Below are 17,017 nucleotides of genomic sequence, written 5' to 3'. Positions count from 1 at the left end.
TCAGTCTTGGCGCAGCGCGAACAGGCGTCCGCTGCGGGTGGCGACCAGCACCGTGCCGCCGAGCTGCACCGGCGCCGCGGCGATGCCGGAGCTGTCGGTCTGCAGGCGCTGCACGGTCTGGCCCTTGTCCTTGGACAGGAAGTGCACATAGCCCTCGCTGTCGCCGACGATGACCGACTTGTCGGTCACCAGCGGTGCGCTGAGCTTGCGGTTCTGGAATTGGTCGGCGGTCCAGACGACGTCGCCGCTGCGCGTGCCCCAGGCGGTCAGCCGGTCCGAGGCGTCGCCGCCGACGACGATCGTCGCGTCGGCCCCCACGCCGCGCAGGCCGGCGTTGTTGCGGGTCCAGATCGTGTTGCCGCGCTCGCCGTTGACGCAGGCGACGGCCGACTGGAACGCGCGGGCGCAGAACACCTCGTTGTCGCGGGCCATCGGGCCGACCAGGTCGGCCAGGCGCTCGACCTCGTTGGTGCCGCGCGGGTTGGCGATGGTCGCTTCCCACATCAACAGGCCGCGGGTCGGGTCGACACCCGCCAGGCGGGAGCCCTGCCCCACCAGCAGCGTGTTCTGGTAGGCACCGATCACGCCGGCCTGCTGCAGCGTCAGCGGCTCGCCCGGACGGCGCAGCTCCCACAGGCGACGGCCGTCGACCGCGTCGAAGGCCAGCACCGCGCGGTCCAGCGTCAGCACGAACACGCGCTCGCCGGCAACGAACGGCGCGGTGATGACCGGCGTCGTCAGCGTCTTGCGCCACAGGATCCTGTCGCCCTCGGTGACGACCAGCTCGTTGTCGCGGGTCACCGCCGCGGCGAAGCGGCCATCGCTGCCGACGCCGGCGCTCAGACCCTTGCCGATGTCGGCGCGCCACAGCGTGGTGCCGTCGGTGGCGGAGATCGCGCTGATCACGCCGTCCGACCCGCCCACGACGAAGCGGTCGTTCACCGCGGTGATGGTCAGCGGGAACTTGACGCTGTCCACCCGCGCTTCCCAGGCCACGCGGGCCTGCAGCGACGGGGTGATGTTCTCCAGCGGCGCCGGCTTGGGCGCGTTCGAGCTGCTGAACAGCGAGCAGGCGCCCAGCGTCATCGCGACGCCGCCCAGCAGCAGCGCCCGGCTCAGCGCGCCCAGGGTGACGCGGGCCGTCATTGCGCGGCTCCCGCGGCGGCGGCATCGCCACCCACCGCCACACCCAGGCTGGCCAGCTTCACTTCCAGCAGGCGGCGGTAGTCCAGCTGCTTGTCCATGCCGTCATACGCCTTCTTGAACTCGGTCTTGGCGACATCGGGCTTGTTCTGCAGCAGCGCCAGGTCGCCGCGGCGATCGGCGGCCAGCGGCGCGAAGTCGGCGCTCTTGACGCCGTCCAGCGTCTTGGCGGCTTCGTCGTACTGCTTGGCGTCCATCTGCAGCGCCGCCAGTCTCAGGCGGGCCAGGTCGCGGTAGGCCTCGCCCTTGGCATTGGCCACCGCCCAGGTCAGCGTGGCGCGCGCGTCGTCGGCCTTCTCCTTGTCCAGCTGCAGCTTGGCGGTCATCAGCGCGGCCTGCGCCGTGTAGCCGGTGGAGGCGAAGTCCTGCTTCAGCGTGCCGAAGACGGCCGCGCCCTTGCCCAGGTCGCCGGCCTGGACCGCGCGTTCCAGCTCGCTGAACATCGCGCCGGCCTTGGCGGCCTCGTTGCGCTGCCAGTAGTTCCAGCCGGTCCAGCCGGCATAGGCCACCAGCACCAGCGTCAGCAGCCAGGTGATCGCATTGCCCCAGCGCTTCCAGAACGCCTTGAGCTGCTCCAGCTGTTCCTGTTCTTCGAGATCGAGATGAGCCGCCATGTGCGAGTGTGGGTCCGTCGGTTGAGGGTCGAAGCCGGCCCGGCGCGAGCGTCGGCCGGCTGGGGAAAGTTGCTGAATGCGGCCGGCGGCGCCCTCCTCGGGCACCCCGGCGAAGCCGCGATTATGCGGTGCGCAGATCGGCTGCCCACGCAGCCGCCGTGTTAAGCGGACGTGTCACCTGCTCGCCGTCGCCGCGCAGGGGCTTGACCGCGACCTCGCCCCGGGCGAGTTCATCGGCGCCGAACACCAGCGCGAAGCGGGCGCCCGAGGCGTCGGCCTTCTTGAACTGCGACTTGAACGAGCCGCCGCCCGCATGCATCTGCACCGCGACGCCTTCGGCGCGCAGCACTTCCAGCACCGGCATGGCCTGGGCCAGCGCCGACGCGTCGGGCAGGATCGCGTAGACGTCCGGCGCCGAGGACGGCACCGCCAGGCCCAGCTCGTCGATCAGCAGCAGCAGCCGCTCGATGCCCAGGCCGAAGCCGACCGCGGGCGTGGGCTTGCCGCCGAGCTGCTCGAACAGCCCGTCGTAGCGACCGCCGCCGCAGACCGTGCCCTGCGAGCCGAGCTGGTCGGTGACCCACTCGAACACGGTCAGGTTGTAGTAGTCCATGCCGCGCACCAGGCGCGTGTTGATGCGGTACTCCAGGCCGGCCGCGTCGAGGATCGCGCGCACCGCGTTGAAGTGGGCCAGGCTGGCCTCGCCCAGGAAGTCCATCAGCTTGGGCGCAGCCTCGACCACGTCCTGCATCGCCGGATTCTTGGTGTCGAGGATGCGCAGCGGATTGCTGTGCAGGCGGCGCTTGCCGTCCTCGTCGAGCTTGTCGGCATGGCCTTCCAGGTAGGCGATCAGCGCGGCGCGGTGCGCGGCGCGCTCCTCTGGCTGGCCCAGCGAGTTCAGCTCCAGGCGCACATGCTGGCCGACCACCAGGCCCAGCTCCTGCCACAGGCGGCGGACCATCAGGATGATCTCGGCGTCCACGTCCGGGCCGGCGAAGCCCAGCGCCTCGACGTCCAGCTGGTTGAACTGGCGGTAGCGGCCCTTCTGCGGGCGCTCGTGGCGGAACATCGGGCCCAGCGTCCACAGGCGCAGCGGGCCGTTGTACAGCGCGTTGTGCTCGACCATCGCGCGCACGATGCCGGCGGTGGCCTCGGGGCGCAGCGTCAGCTGGTCGCCGTTCATGCTGTCGGTGAAGGAGTACATCTCCTTCTCGACGATGTCGGTCACCTCGCCCAGGCCGCGCACGAACAGCGCGGTCGGCTCGACGATCGGGGTCAGCATGTACTGGTAGCCGTAGCGCTGCAGCACGCCGCGCAGCGTGGTCTCGAACCAGCTCCACAGCTGGCTGCTCGGCAGCTTGTCCTTGCGGTCGACGCTGGCCGGGAGGATGTCGTTCATCCCCTTCACGGCCTGGATGTTCTTGCTCATGCGGTGGTGGTGCTCGCGCCGTAGCGCTTTTCGATGTAGGTCTCGACCAGGGCGTGGAACTCGCCGGCGATGTTGTCGCCGCGCAGGGTCAGCGCCTTCTCGCCGTCGATGAAGACGGGCGCCGCCGGCGCCTCGCCGTTGCCCGGCAGGCTGATGCCGATGTCGGCATGCTTGCTCTCGCCCGGGCCGTTGACGATGCAGCCCATCACGGCCACCTTCATGTTCTCGACACCGGGGTACTTCTCGCGCCAGACCGGCATCTGCGCGCGCAGGAAATCGTCGATCTGCTTGGCCAGCTCCTGGAAGGTGGTGCTGGTGGTGCGGCCGCAGCCGGGGCAGGCGGTGACGCTCGGGTTGAACGCGCGCAGGCCCAGCGACTGCAGGATCTCCAGCGCGACGACCACTTCCTGCGTGCGCGACTCGCCGGGCTGCGGCGTCAGCGAGACGCGGATGGTGTCGCCGATGCCTTCCTGCAGCAGCACCGACAGCGCCGCGGCCGAGGCCACCGTGCCCTTGGTGCCCATGCCGGCCTCGGTCAGGCCCAGGTGCAGCGCGTAGTCGCAGCGCTTGCTCAGCGCACGGTAGACCGAGATCAGATCCTGCACGCCGCTGACCTTGCAGCTGATGATGATGTTGTCCGGATTCATGCCCAGCTCGCGGGCATAGGACGCCGACGACAGCGCCGACTGGATCAGCGCCTGGTACATGACCTGCTTGCCGTCCCAGGGCTGCGCGCGCCTGGCGTTGTCGTCCATCATCTGGGCGAGCAGTTCCTGGTCCAGGCTGCCCCAGTTGACGCCGATGCGCACGACCTTGTCGTACTGCATGGCCGCCTCGATCATCTGCGCGAACTGGCGGTCCTTCTTGTCGCCCTTGCCGACGTTGCCGGGATTGATCCGGTACTTGGACAGCGCCTGCGCCATCGCCGGATGCTCGCTCAGCAGGCGGTGGCCGTTGTAGTGGAAGTCGCCCACCAGCGGCACGTCGATGCCCATGCGGTCGAGCTGCTCGCGGATGTGCGGCACGGCGTCGGCGGCCTCGGGCGTGTTGACGGTGATGCGGACCAGCTCCGAGCCCGCCTGCGCCAGTTCCTTGACCTGGATGGCGGTCTCGATGACGTCGACCGTGTCGGTGTTGGTCATCGACTGGACGCGCACCGGCGCGTCGCCCCCGATGGTGACGATGCGGCTGCCCCAGCGCACCTGGGCCTGGCGCGAGCGGCGCGCGGCGGGCGCGGCGGCGGCGATCAGGTCCGACAGGTCGGCGGCGGCGGAATCGGGAGTGTCTGGCTTGTCCATCATGCGGCGCTCATGCGAAAGGGGTACGGCTGGCGGGGCGCCCGTCGGTCCGGGTTCAGTTCAGTTCAAGCCGGGCGACGTTGTCGCGCGCCCGGGCAGCGAGGTCCACCGGCTGGCCGCGGAACACCAGTTCCGTGCCGGACACGTTGCCCACGCGCAATCTCAGCGGCGCGACGCCGTGGACGTCGACCAGATCGCCAGGACGCAGCAGCCGGGACAGCAGCACCTGGCCCTTGGCGTCGACGACCTCAACCCAGGACTCGGCGCTGGCGCGGACCTTCAGCGGGGAGGTGCCGGGCGCGGGCGTGCCGGCCTGGATCGGCTGGCCGGCCCCTGCGGCGGCTGAAGCGGCGGTGGAGGCGGCCGGCGGCGTCGTGGCGGCGGCCTGCGTCGTCGCCGGCGCGGGGGACGGCGTGGCGGCCGGCGCCGTGATCGGCGTCGCGGCGCCGGAGGTCTGCGGCGGCAGCGTCGGCACGCTGGCGGTGGACTGCGGCGCGGCCTCGGAGGCGCTCACCACCGGGGCTTCGATGTTGGTCGGGGGGCTGTCGGTCGCGACCGGGGCGGTGCCGACGGCGCTGCCCGGGCCGGGGGTCGCGGTGGTGGTCGAGGCGTCGGGCGCCGATCGGAACCGCGCCGTCACCTGCTCGATCCAGCTCGACGGGATCGCGTACACGGCCACCGCGGCGACCAGCAGCACGCCCACGCCGAGCACCGCCGGGCGCTTCAGCAGCTCGGCCGAGAGCATCGGCTCCTGGCTCACCGAGCGCTCGCGGAACGGCTGGTTCAGGCCCGGCGTGACGCGGTCCAGCGAGGCCTCGGCGCCGCTGCTGGGCAGCATCGCCAGCACCGGCGCCGCCTCGATCTTCAGCACGCGGCACATCGAGCGCGCCAGCGCCCGGGCGAAGGTCGCGTCGGGCAGCTCGTGGTAGCGGTCGGCCTCGAGGGCCTCCAGCTTGGATTGCGGCACCTTCAGCGTCGCGGCCAGGGCGGCGATGTGCAGGCCGCGCGCCTCGCGCGCGCGCCGCAGCGCGGCGCCCGCGGAACTGGGGCCGAAGGTGGATGGCGCAGCGCTTGCGGCTGCGGGCGTCGCCTCGTCGGCGGCCGTCGGAGTCATGCGATGTCCCTCATTCATCGAATCGACCGTTGTTCAATGCCTGCGTCTCGGCCGCCTGCGGATACTTGCGCCGCAGTTGCTGACCGAGGTCGTCCATGTTGGCCGCGTTGCCCAGGCGGCGCTCGATGCGCAGCTCCAGCCAGAGGCTGGCCGCGTTCGCCTGTTCCACATTGCTGTTGACGCGGCGGGCGTAGAAGCGCGCCCGTTCGTATTCGCCCTGGCGGTACAGCACCTCGCCCAGGTTCAGCGCGATGGTCGGATTGCCGGGCTCGGCCTCGAAGGCCTTGGACAGGTGAGCCTGGGCCGGCACCAGCCGGCCCTCGCGGGCCTCGCAGGCGCCCCAGGCCAGCAGCGTGCGCGCGGGCGTGCGATAGGCCGGCAGCGCCACGGCGGCCTCGAACTGCTGGTAGGCCTCGGCATAACGCTGGCGCTGGCACAGGAACCAGCCGTAGTTGTGCAGCGTGTCGCCGTTGTTGCGGTCGCGGGCCAGCAACTGCTTGAAGCCGTCCTCGGCCATCGCGTACTCGCCCATCGCGGCGTAGATCAGGCTGCGCAGGCTGATCGCCTCGGGCAGGTCGGGCTTGGCGGCCATCGCCAGCTTGACCTCGTCCAGCGCGGTCTCGTACTGGCCGCGGGCGAAGTAGCCGCTGGCCAGCTCCAGCCGCACCTGGGCCCGGCGGTCGTTGTCCGTCTTGTCGCTCTCGGTCCGCGGTTGCTGCTGCTGCTGCGGCGAGGTCGTCGCGCACCCGGCCAGGGCCGCGGCGATCAGCAACACGACGGACAGGGTCCGGGCGGAACGACGCGGAAAGACGGAGCCGGGCGACGGAACGGTCATGGACGTGGGCCTGTGGGAGTGACGGGAGTGACGGGGGAAGAAGTCGCCGCCGGCGCCGGGGCCGCCGTGCCGGCCGATGCCGCGTCCCGCTGTACCACCACGGGCGCGCGCACCATGCGCAGATGGACACGGGTCCGGTCCTGCACTTCGCCGGCCAACTGGCCGCAGGCGGCATCGATGTCGTCGCCGCGCGTCTTGCGGACGGTGGTCACGATGCCGGCCTGGATGAGCAGGTCGGCGAAGGCCTTGACGCGCTCGTTCGAGCTGCGCTTCAGGCCCGACGCGGGGAAGGGATTGAACGGGATCAGGTTCAGCTTGCAAGGCACCTTGCCCTTGAGCAGCGCGATCAGCTCGCGGGCCTGCTCCGGCGCGTCGTTCACCTCGTGGAGCATGCAGTACTCGAACGTGATGAAGTCGCGGGGCGCCTTGTCCAGATAGGCATTGCAGCTCGCCAGCAGTTCCGCGATCGGGTACTTGCGGTTGAGCGGCACCAGCTGGTCGCGCAGCGGGTCGTTGGGCGCGTGCAGCGAGACGGCCAGCGCCACCGGCGCGTCCTCGCGCAGGCGGTCGATCATCGGCACCACGCCCGAGGTCGACACCGTCACCCGGCGGCGCGACAGGCCGTAGCCATGGTCGTCGAGCATCATCCGAAGCGCCGGGACCAGCGCGGCGTAGTTCTGCAGCGGCTCGCCCATGCCCATCATCACGACGTTGGAGATGATGCGTTCGTCCTTGCCCAGGCGCTGGCGCAGCGTGTGCTCGGCATGCCAGAGCTGGGCGATGATTTCCCAGGTCTCCAGGTTGCGGCTGAAGCCCTGGTGACCGGTCGAGCAGAAGCGGCAGCCCACGGCGCAGCCGGCCTGGCTGGAGATGCACAGCGTGGCCCGGTCGTCCTCGGGGATGTAGACCGCCTCGACGGCGTTGCCCTGGCCGACGTCGAACAACCACTTGATGGTGCCGTCGGCAGAGACGTGTTCGGAGATCACCGGCAGCGCGGTGATGTGGGCGCGCCCGGCCAGCTTGTCGCGCAGCGACTTGGCCAGGTCGGACATCTGGGCGAAGTCCGATGCGCCCTTCTGATGGATCCAGCGGAACAGCTGGGTCGCGCGAAAGCGCTTCTCCCCCAGCTGCTCGCAGTACGCGGCCAGGCCTTGCAGATCGAATCCGAGCAGGTTGACCGCGTCCATCATGCGTTCCTCTTTCTCAAGGGCCTCGTGGCCCGGAGGTCAGAGGCTTGGCCCGATTCAGCGGGCGTTGATTTCCAGGCCGGAGAAGAAGAAGGCGACTTCCACGGCGGCGGTTTCGGGGGCGTCGGAGCCGTGCACCGCGTTGGCGTCGATGCTGTCGGCGAAGTCGGCGCGGATGGTGCCCTTCTCGGCCTTCTTCGGGTCGGTGGCGCCCATCAGGTCGCGATTCTTCAGGATGGCGCCTTCGCCTTCCAGCACCTGGATCTGGACCGGGCCGGAGATCATGAAGTTCACCAGGTCGTTGAAGAACGGGCGGGCCTTGTGCACGGCGTAGAACGCTTCGGCTTCGGCGCGCGACAGCTGCTTCTGCTTCGAGGCGATGATCTTCAGGCCGGCGCCTTCAAAGCGGGAGTAGATCTGGCCGATGACGTTCTTGGCCACGGCATCGGGCTTGATGATGGAGAGGGTGCGTTCGATGGCCATGTCTTTTCCTTGAAAATCTTGGGCTTGGCAAAACCCGGCATTGTAATGCTTGAAGTCAAGCCCCCAGGTGACAACCCGTCATCGGACGGGGTCGCCGGGGGCGACGAGCAGGCTGACCCGCTCAGCGGCGACCGCGGCCGCCGCCGCCGCCGCCGCCACCCCCACCACCCCCGCCGCCACCACCGCGGCGGCCACCGCGATTGCCGCCCCGGTTGATGAAGGCGTCGGCGCCGATGTAGCCCATCGAGGTCTTCATCGGATCCGGAATGCGCTCGCCGCCCGGGCCGCGCTGGTTGCCGCCGCGGCCATGGTCGCCCGCATCGCTGCCGCCCTTGCCGAAGCCTTGCGGGATGCGCTTGCTGCCGGTGGCGAAGCGACGGTCGAAGGTCTGCTCCAGCGGATTGATGTGCTTCGGGATGAAGTCGTCATCGTCCTCGTTGCGGGGCCGGCGATCGCGTTCGCGCTCCTGCTGCTGTTGCTGCGGGCGCTGCGGCTGGTGGGCGCGCTGTTCGCCGCGCTGCTCCTGGCGCGAGGGCTCCGGACGGCTCGGGCGCGGACCGCCGCTGTTGCCGCTGCGGCGCTTGTCGCGACGCTCGGCGCGGTCGTTGTTGCGCGGCGGGCGCGGCTCGTTGCCGGCCAGCTGGCGGATGACGCGGACATCGGCGTCGCCCAGTTCGATGTAGACGCCGCGGCGCAGGCCGCGCGGCAGCACGACGGTGCCGTAGCGGATGCGGATCAGGCGGCTGACGGCCAGGCCGACGCTCTCGAACAGCTTGCGGACCTCGCGGTTGCGGCCTTCGGTGATGACGACGCGATACCAGCGGTTCACGCCTTCGCCGCCGCCGTCCTCGATGCTCTTGAAGCTGGCCTGCTGACCGTCGACGTCGACGCCGGTCAGCAGCTTGTCCTTCTGATCCTTGCTCAGCGAGCCCAGCACGCGCACCGCGTACTCGCGCTCGACGCCGAAGCGCGGGTGCATCAGCTGGTTGGCCAGTTCGCCGGAGTTGGTGAACAGCAGCAGGCCTTCGGTGTTCAGGTCCAGGCGGCCGACCGACTGCCACTTGCCCTGCGGCAGGCGCGGCAGGTTGCGGAAGACGGTGGGACGGCCCTCGGGGTCGTTGAAGGTGACGACCTCGCCGACCGGCTTGTGGTACGCCAGGATGCGCGGCGCCACGGGGGCGATGCGGACCTTGATCGGCTTGCCGGCCACCGCGACGCGGTCGCCGTAGGAGATGCGCTGGCCGACATGGGCGACCTCGCCATTCACCGTGATCTGGCCCTTGGCGATCATGTCCTCGATGTCGCGCCGGGAGCCGACGCCTGCCTGCGCCAGTACCTTCTGCAGCTTGGGCGCATCGGCATCGGGCGCGAGCACGCGCTTGCCGGGCTGGCCGTCGGTGCCGGTCTCGCCCTCGTCGGCGGAGGCCTCGACTTCCGCCGCGCCCGTCTCCGCCACGTCGCCGTCGCCTTCGACATCCGCGTCGAAGGCACCGGACACCAGCGCGTCGAAGCGCGCCTGGGCCTCGGCCTGCAGCTGGGCGTCGTCGACCGGATCGGCGGCACCTTCAGCGCCCTCGCCTTGCGGCGCGCGCGCGGGGCGCTGGCCGGACTCCTGGGCCTGCGCCTGCTGACCCTCGCGGGGCTCGCGATCACGATCGCGACCACGACGGCGGCGGTTGCGGCCACGCCCTTCACGATCGCCACCCGCGTCGCCATCGGCGGCGTCACCGCCCACGGGGCCGGCGCCGCGCGTCTCGGGCGACACCAGCTCACCGACCGCTTCCGCGACCGGCGACACCGGTGCCGGCGACACCTCGACGGTCGCGACCGGCAGGTGACGGATCGGCTCGGCCATCACAGCGGCGGACGCCTCGGCGCCGGCGGCGGGAGCGGCCTCGGCCGCCTCAGCGGCCTTTTTCGTCGTGCGGCGCTTGGGCTTGGGCGCCTCGGCGTCAGCGGCGGGCGCTTCGGCGGTCTCTGCCGCAGCAACCGCGGGGGCCGTCTCAGCCGGCGCGTCGACGGCCGCGGCCGTCTTTCGGCGCGCACGCGGCTTCGGGGTCTCCTCGGCCACGGGCGCGGCGCCGGGCTCGGCAGCCTCCGTCGGGGCCGCGGCCGCCTTGCGGGTGCGCTTGGGCTTCGCGGGCGCCTCGGACGGCGTGTCCGCGGCGGCGGTCAGCGTGTCGGGCTTGGAATCGTCGATTTCGTTGGAATTCATGTGTCGGCTTGCACCTTGTCAGCGGTGGACACGGCCCCTTCCCGGGGCGTTCAAGTGGGCTCGGGGTTGACCGCCCCGGCCGGTGGTTCTTCACCCGGCTCGCGCGAGGCGGCCGGCTTGGATTCGTCTTCGATGGCGGCCTGCGCCGCCGCTTCCGGCACTTCGGATGCCTGATCGTCGGCTTCGGCCGCAGCCTCCACGGCGATCGTCGATTCGGTCGCCGTCGATTCAGCGACTTTCGATTCGTCGGCCGTCGATTCAGCGACTTTCGATTCGTCGGCCGTCGATTCGTCGGCCATCGACTCCTCGGCCGTCGATTCAACGCCAGCCGATTCCGCCGCCATCAGGGCCACCGGGGTGGCGCCGTCCGGCTCGACTTCAACGACCGCGTCGCCGGGCGGCTCCTCGAGCAGCGAGCCCTGCAGCGCCCCGGCGATCGGCGTCGGGTCGCCGCCCTGGATCAGCGCCGGCAGTTGCTCCAGCGAGTGCAGCCCCAGGTCGTCGAGGAACTGCTTCGTCGTCGCGAACAGCGCCGGACGGCCCGGCGCCTCGCGATGCCCGATGACCTCGATCCAGTTGCGGTCCTCGAGCTGCTTGATGATCGGCGCCGCCACCATCACGCCGCGGATGTCCTCGATGTCGCCGCGGGTCACCGGTTGACGGTAGGCGATGATCGCCAGCGTCTCCAGCACCGCCCGCGAATACTTCGGCGGCTTCTCCGGATTCAGCCGGTCCAGATGCTCGCGCATCTCGGGCCGGCTCTGGAAGCGCCAGCCGGAGGACAGCGCGACCAGCTCGACGCCCCGCCCTTCCCACTCGCGCAGCAACTCGTCGAGCAGCGACCGCACGCTGTCCGCATTGAGCTCGTCCACGAACAGCGAACGCATCTCGCGCAGCGTCAGCGGCGCCTGCGCGCACAGCAGCGCCGTCTCCAGGACCCGTTTGGCCTCCTGCGTGTCCATGGGCTCAGCTCATGACGCCGGCCTCGGGACCGGTCAAATCGGTGTGTTTCGCCATCTTGGGCGCCAGCGGCGGCAACGGGCCGCGCTGGACGGGTTCGATCTGCTTGCTTGGGAGCTCTTCGCTCCATCGGCCGCCGTTCAGTGGACGGTCCCGGCCGGTGGGACGGACGCCGCGTCGGTCCGCGGCCTGCGCTGCGGACGGGGTCGACTGCCGCCCCGCCGCCGTCTTGCGCACGTTCTCGCGCAAGAATTGGTCGGCATTGTAGCGCGGGCGCGCGGACTCCTCTCAGAACGTCGGATCGGGCAAACCCGCGACGCGCCAGCCCGACGCCAGCTCCGGCGGCAACGGGGCCTCGAAGCGCATCGGCGCGCCGGTGACCGGATGCTCGAAACCGAGCCGCGCCGCATGCAGCGCCTGCCGCGACACGCCCAGCGCCTCGGCGCCGCCGTACAGCGCGTCGGACACCAGCGGATGGCCGCGATGCGAGGCGTGCACGCGGATCTGGTGCGTGCGGCCGGAGTGCAGCACGCAATGCAGCGCGGAGACGGTCCGTTCCAGGCCGCGGGCGTCCTGCCACTGCCCCTCGGCCAGCTTGAAGAAGTCGGTGCGCGCCGGCTTGCCGCCGCCGACCACCGCCATGCGGATGCGCGACTGGGGATCGCGCCCGATCGGCGCCTCGACGATCCATTCGTCCGGCGTGCGGCCGTGGACCAGGGCGAGGTATTCGCGATGGACCTCGCGCGCCGCGATCATCCGCACCAGCGCGGTCACCGCCGGCAGCGTCTTGCCGACGACCATCAGCCCGGAGGTGTCCTTGTCCAGGCGGTGCACGATGCCCGCGCGCGGCAGCATCGCGGCCTTGGCGTGATGCGCCAGCAGGCCATTCATCAGCGTCCCGGACCAGTTGCCCGCCGCCGGATGGACGACCAGGCCGGCGGGCTTGTTCACCGCGAGCAGGTGCTCATCCTCGAAGACGATGTCCAGGTCCAGCGGCTCGGCGCGGAAGGCGAGCGCCTCCTCGGTGGGCACCAGGTCGACGGCCAGGCGCTGGCCCAGCCTGGGCTTGCGCGACGCCTGGGTGACGAGCTGCCCGTCCAGCGTGACGCAGCCGCGCTCGATCAGGCCCTGCAGGTGGCTGCGCGAGAACTCCGGCGCCAGCTGCACCAGCCACTTGTCCAGGCGCAGCGCGAGCTGGTCGCGACCGGCCTCGGCCTCGCGGCGTTCGGGCGCGTCGAGGCCGACGTCCTGAGCGTCGTCGAGGCCCTCGCTGCCCGAGGGCTCGCCCGAGTCATCGCGCGGGTAAAGCCTGCCCTCGGGCGCCGGGTCGTGGCCGACCTGAACCATATAATCGCCGCTCCAATTTCAGATGAGGGCCGCCGTCGCGCGCGCCCTGTGGACCATGATCGAGACTTGGGTGTTGCGCCGCCGGACCGCGGAATCTGTCGGGCTGTCCGGGACCTGGCGCGCCGCGTGGCGCTGCGCCGCGATGACCGCCGCGACTGCCGCCGTGCTGGGACTGGCGGCCTGTTCGTCGGCCCCCAAGGAGGACCCGAATTCCCAGGCCAACCTGGAGAAATTGTACGCAGAGGCCAAGGAGGACATGCTCTCCGGCTCGTACGACCGGGCGATCAAGACGCTGGAACGCATCGAAGGCCGCGCCGCCGGCACGACGCTGGGCCAGCAGGCGCAGCTGGACCTGGCCTGGGCCAACTACAAGAGCGGCGAACGCGTGCAGGCCGTGACGGTGCTGGACCGTTTCATCAAGCTCAACCCGTCCAGCCCGGCGCTGGACTACGCGCTGTACATGAAGGGCCTGGTCAACTTCAACGACGACCTCGGCCTGTTCGGCCGCATCGCGCGCCAGGACATCTCGGAACGCGACCAGCAGGCGGCGCGCGACTCGATGCAGGCATTCAAGCAGCTGGTCGAGCAGTTCCCCGAGTCGAAGTACTCCGAGGACGCCCGCATCCGCATCGACTACATCACCAACAGCCTCGCGGCGTATGAGGTGCATGTGGCGCGCTACTACTACAACCGCGGCGCTTATCTCGCGGCGGCCAATCGCGGTCAGGCCGCGTTGATGGAGTTCCAGTACGCGCCGGCGCTCGAGGAAGCCCTGTTCCTGATGATGCAGAGCTACGACAAGCTCGGCATGACCCAGCTGCGCGACGACACCCGCCGCGTGCTCGTGGCGAGCTTCCCGGATAGCTCCTATCTGACGACCGGAAAAGCGAAACAAAAGGACAAAGCCTGGTGGCAAATCTGGTGATCTGGTGGCCAGACACCCGCCAGACGTCGTTGCTCGGGGCCTTGCATAGCGCTGCTATGCGGCGGCCCCTCGCGCCTAGTCTGGCGGGCGTCTGGCCACCAGATCCAAGCGCTAGCAAAGAATGCTCGAAGCCCGCTCGCTAGCGGGCTTTTCTTTTTCCGCTTGCTGGCGGACGTCTCTCTTGAGGGCTGACGCCGTCAGCGGTCGTGAGAAGTCTTGAGTTCGGCGAGCCACGCCTGCGCGGCGGCCTCGTCGGGGACCTGCGTCATCGGGGGTAGCGCCTCGCGCAGGCGCTTGCCGTAGTGCGATCCGGCCAGCCGCGGGTCGCAGACCACCAGCAAGCCACGGTCGGACTCCGTTCGGATGAGACGGCCAGCGCCCTGCTTCAAGGCAATCGCGGCCTCGGCGACGAAGTACTCCATGAACGGGTTGCGGCCCTCGGACTCCAGCCGCGCTACGCGCGCCTCGACCAGCGGATCGTTCGGCGGCGGGAACGGCAGCTTGTCGATCAGCACGCACTGCAAGGCGTCGCCCGGCACGTCGATGCCCTCCCAGAAGCTCGCCGAGCCCACCAGCACCGACGCCGGCTGGTCGATGAACTGCTGCAGCAACTGCCGCTTCGGCATGCTGCCCTGGACCAGCACCTCGATGCGGTGTCCACCCTCCTCGAAACGCTGGCGCAGGACCTCGGCCACCGTCTGCAACTGGCGCAAGGTCGTCGTCAGGATGAAGGTGCGCCCACCCAGCCGCGCTGCCAGCCGCGCTCCCAACCAGCCGACCGATTCGCCGTGATCGGGCTCGGACGGCTTCGGGAAATGCCGCGGCACGTAGAGCCGCGCGTGCGCCGCGTAGTCGAACGGACTGCCCACGCGCAAGGTGCGCGCCTCGCCGAGACCCGCTGGCTCGGTGAACCAGCTGAGCGCATCGTCCTCGCCCAAGGTGGCCGAGGTGAAGATCCACGCCTTGGGCGTGCTCGCGAGCGCCTCCTGCATCGCCTCGCGGATGTCCAGCGGCGATTCGATCAGGCGCACCTGGTGCGTGCCGACATCCACCCAGCGCACCGCGCCAGGATCCGGCGCGCGTGCGAACAGCTGCGCCGTCTTGTAGAGCTCGACCGCGCGCTCATGCAGCCGCGCCAGGTCCGGCCCGACCTCCATGACCGTCGCCAGCGCGTCGACGCTGAGCTCGACCGCCCGCGCCACCTCGCCCAGCGCCGCATCGAATTCGGTCCGGCCCTCGCATTCGTTCCAGCGCAGCTTCAGCACACCACGCAGCTCGCGTCCGCCGGCGCAGGCCAGCCTCAGTGCGCGCGCGGCGCGTTCGACGCCGCCAGCGATCGCCTGCCATTCCTGCAGTCCCCGCGCATGCGCGAGCCCCTGCGCCAGCAGGTCGCGTCCGAAGTCGAACAGCTGCGCGCTGCCCAGCATCCGGCCCAGGAAGTTCAGGCCCGCCTCGGGCAGCTGATGCGCCTCGTCGAAGATCGCGACCTCGACGCTGGGCAGCAACTCCGCGACGCCGCTGTCGCGTAGGACCAGGTCGGCGAAGAACAGGTGATGGTTGACGACGACAAGATCCGCCTCCATCGCCTCGCGCCGCGCCTTCACGACGTGGCATTCGCGGTAGGACGGGCAATCGGTGCCCAGGCAGTTGTCGCGCGTCGAGCTGACGATCGGGATCACCGGCGAGCGCTCGTCCAGGCCGTCGATCTCGGCGAAATCGCCGGTGTGGGTGCTCAACGCCCAGCGCTCGATGCGCGCGAGCTGCGCGACCGCCCGTCGATCCGGCAGCTCCGCGCTGTGGCGCGCCTGCTGCAGTCGGTGCAAGCAGAGGTAACTCCCTCGCCCCTTCAGCAACGCGGCGCGCAGCGGCAAGGCGAAGGTGTCGAGCAGCCGCGGCAGGTCGCGCATGAAGAGCTGGTCCTGCAGGCTCTTGGTCGCGGTGCTGATCAAGGTGCGGCCGCCGCTGAGCAGCGCCGGCACCAGGTACGCGAAGGTCTTGCCGACGCCGGTCCCCGCCTCGACGACCAGCGTGTCGCGCCCGGCGATCGCCTGCGCGACGGCCAGCGCCATGCGCTGCTGCGGCTCGCGCGGCGCATAGGCCGGGTCGTGGCGCGACAGCGGACCGCCGGTGTCGAAGGCCGCAACCACCGATTGCTCGAGCTCGCCCGGCCGCAGTTCCTCGGCCGCCGCGCGGGCGCGCGAGGCCGCCAGCGCCGGCGACGCCTCGGCGGCGCCCCAGGGGGCATCGGCCATCAGGGCGTCGGTCGAGTCGTCGGTGTCGGGTTCGTGAGGGTCAGGCCGGCTCATCGGGATCACTGGCCCGCTCGAGCCGCGCGATCTCGTCGCGCAGGGCCAGGCGCTGCTTCTTCAGCCGGCGCAGCGTGAGCTCGTCGACCGGCGGCACGGCGATGCCGGCGCCTGCGCCGCCGATGTCGATCACGCGCAGCGTGGAGGCGCCGATCAACGCGTCGATGCGGCCATCCAGCTCGGCATGCGCGATGCGCAGTTCGATCAGACGTCGGGCTGGAGAGTGAAGTTGTTCATCCATAAACGGGGAACCACCCGGCCGGAACGCCGAGCCGCACGATTATAGTTTTGGGATGAGTCGCACTACCCCAGGCTTTCGCCTCAGCGCCGCCACCGGCATCCATCGCGGCGATCGTCTGTACCAGCAGGATCAGGTCCAGGTCATCGCCCATCCCCGCCAGAGCGGCTGCGTGCTCGGCATCGTCGCCGACGGCATGGGCGGCAAGAGCGGCGGCCGCAAGGCCGCGGACCAGGTCATCCTGACCGCCCAGCAGCTGTTCGAGCGCTTCGTCCCCGGCGAGGAGGACGAGGCCGAACTGCTGCGCCAGATCGTCTCCGAATCCCACCTGATGATCCGCCTGACGGCGATCTCGGCCGAGGAGGAGCCACACAGCACCCTGGCCGCCTACCTGCTGACGGCCGACCGCCGCTGCTTCTGGATCCACACCGGCGATTCCCGCCTCTACCACTTCCGCGGCCCCAACATGGTCACGCGCTCGCTGGACCAGTCCTACGTCCAGCGCCTGGTGGACGAGGGCCAGATCACCGAGGACGAGGCGCTGGTGCATCCGCAGTCGAACCTGCTGACTGCCTGCCTGGGCACGGTGCAGGAACCGACGCCTGTCGAGTCCTTCATCGAGCGCCTGGAGCACGGCGACAGCCTGATGGCCTGCAGCGATGGCCTGTGGCACTACTTCAGCCCGGCCGAGCTGGGCACGGTGATGCACAGCCTGCCGCCGCGCGACGGCGCCGAACTGCTGGTCAACAAGGCGCGCCAGCGCGCCAAGGGCACCGGCGACAACCTGTCGCTGGCCATCGTGCGGCTGGATCCGCTCGAGTAACGCCCGCTCGGCGCCGCTCCGCGGCGCTCGTGCCTCTCCC

15 protein-coding genes are annotated in these 17,017 nt (G+C 70.5%); 2 read left to right on the top strand and 13 right to left on the bottom strand.

The window, feature by feature from the left end; genetic code table 11:
* The 11 genes from bamB to BM393_RS04830 form a co-directional block, all read right to left on the bottom strand.
* Nucleotides 1-1,146, bottom strand: a complete 1,146-nt coding sequence (gene bamB, locus BM393_RS04885) for an outer membrane protein assembly factor BamB (protein ID WP_091722914.1) — start codon at nt 1,144-1,146, stop codon at nt 1-3.
* Nucleotides 1,143-1,817, bottom strand: coding sequence for a tetratricopeptide repeat protein (locus BM393_RS04880; protein ID WP_091722909.1), 675 nt, complete (start codon nt 1,815-1,817; stop codon nt 1,143-1,145). Before BM393_RS04880 ends, bamB begins: the two co-directional genes overlap by 4 nt.
* Before the next feature lie 121 nt (nt 1,818-1,938).
* Entirely contained in the window at nt 1,939-3,246 is a 1,308-nt protein-coding gene (gene hisS, locus BM393_RS04875) for a histidine--tRNA ligase (RefSeq protein ID WP_091722904.1), read from the bottom strand.
* Nucleotides 3,243-4,544 carry a flavodoxin-dependent (E)-4-hydroxy-3-methylbut-2-enyl-diphosphate synthase gene (gene ispG / locus BM393_RS04870; protein ID WP_091725047.1) on the bottom strand — a complete coding sequence of 434 codons (1,302 nt, stop codon included), beginning with the start codon at nt 4,542-4,544 and terminating at the stop codon, nt 3,243-3,245. The genes hisS and ispG overlap by 4 nt, the downstream gene beginning before the upstream one ends.
* Before the next feature lie 55 nt (nt 4,545-4,599).
* On the bottom strand, nt 4,600-5,658 hold the full coding sequence (locus tag BM393_RS04865; protein ID WP_175538187.1) for a RodZ domain-containing protein: 1,059 nt from the start codon (nt 5,656-5,658) through the stop codon (nt 4,600-4,602).
* A gap of 10 nt (nt 5,659-5,668) precedes the next feature.
* Nucleotides 5,669-6,433, bottom strand: a complete 765-nt coding sequence (gene pilW, locus BM393_RS04860; RefSeq protein ID WP_254783212.1) for a type IV pilus biogenesis/stability protein PilW — start codon at nt 6,431-6,433, stop codon at nt 5,669-5,671.
* A 56-nt stretch (nt 6,434-6,489) separates the two neighbouring features.
* The gene (gene rlmN / locus BM393_RS04855; protein WP_091725044.1) at nt 6,490-7,680 is read right to left on the bottom strand and encodes a 23S rRNA (adenine(2503)-C(2))-methyltransferase RlmN; all 1,191 of its coding nucleotides are present in this window, start codon (nt 7,678-7,680) and stop codon (nt 6,490-6,492) included.
* 57 nt (nt 7,681-7,737) lie between these two features.
* Nucleotides 7,738-8,163, bottom strand: a complete 426-nt coding sequence (gene ndk, locus BM393_RS04850) for a nucleoside-diphosphate kinase (RefSeq protein WP_091722894.1) — start codon at nt 8,161-8,163, stop codon at nt 7,738-7,740.
* Nucleotides 8,164-8,284: 121 nt separating this feature from the next.
* Complete coding sequence (locus BM393_RS04845) at nt 8,285-10,378, bottom strand: pseudouridine synthase (RefSeq protein ID WP_091722889.1); 2,094 nt, start codon at nt 10,376-10,378, stop codon at nt 8,285-8,287.
* A gap of 50 nt (nt 10,379-10,428) precedes the next feature.
* On the bottom strand, nt 10,429-11,340 hold the full coding sequence (gene scpB / locus BM393_RS04840) for an SMC-Scp complex subunit ScpB (protein ID WP_091722885.1): 912 nt from the start codon (nt 11,338-11,340) through the stop codon (nt 10,429-10,431).
* Between the two features lie 286 nt (nt 11,341-11,626).
* Nucleotides 11,627-12,685, bottom strand: coding sequence for an RluA family pseudouridine synthase (locus BM393_RS04830; protein WP_091722879.1), 1,059 nt, complete (start codon nt 12,683-12,685; stop codon nt 11,627-11,629).
* A gap of 142 nt (nt 12,686-12,827) precedes the next feature.
* Here BM393_RS04830 and BM393_RS04825 point away from each other — a divergent pair, with 142 nt between their 5' ends.
* Nucleotides 12,828-13,610, top strand: coding sequence for an outer membrane protein assembly factor BamD (locus tag BM393_RS04825; RefSeq protein ID WP_091725042.1), 783 nt, complete (start codon nt 12,828-12,830; stop codon nt 13,608-13,610).
* A 197-nt stretch (nt 13,611-13,807) separates the two neighbouring features.
* On the opposite strand, the gene BM393_RS04820 is transcribed toward BM393_RS04825, so the two are convergent.
* Together BM393_RS04820 and BM393_RS04815 are read right to left on the bottom strand one after the other, a co-directional pair.
* Nucleotides 13,808-15,916 (bottom strand): ATP-dependent DNA helicase, encoded by a 2,109-nt coding sequence (locus BM393_RS04820; RefSeq protein ID WP_254783211.1) that lies wholly within the window; start codon nt 15,914-15,916, stop codon nt 13,808-13,810.
* Nucleotides 15,903-16,157 (bottom strand): YdcH family protein, encoded by a 255-nt coding sequence (locus tag BM393_RS04815; protein WP_091722875.1) that lies wholly within the window; start codon nt 16,155-16,157, stop codon nt 15,903-15,905. Before BM393_RS04815 ends, BM393_RS04820 begins: the two co-directional genes overlap by 14 nt.
* Before the next feature lie 52 nt (nt 16,158-16,209).
* On the opposite strand from BM393_RS04815, the gene BM393_RS04810 reads away from it, so the two are divergent.
* Nucleotides 16,210-16,977, top strand: a complete 768-nt coding sequence (locus BM393_RS04810; protein ID WP_091722870.1) for a PP2C family serine/threonine-protein phosphatase — start codon at nt 16,210-16,212, stop codon at nt 16,975-16,977.
* The last annotated feature ends 40 nt before the right edge of the window (nt 16,978-17,017 follow it).

The sequence above is a fragment of the Mitsuaria sp. PDC51 genome (genome assembly GCF_900113225.1).
In the GTDB taxonomy this organism is placed as follows: Bacteria; Pseudomonadota; Gammaproteobacteria; order Burkholderiales; family Burkholderiaceae_C; genus Roseateles.
Note: the sequence above shows the minus strand (reverse complement) of the source record. Positions and strands in the feature narration are given on the sequence as shown.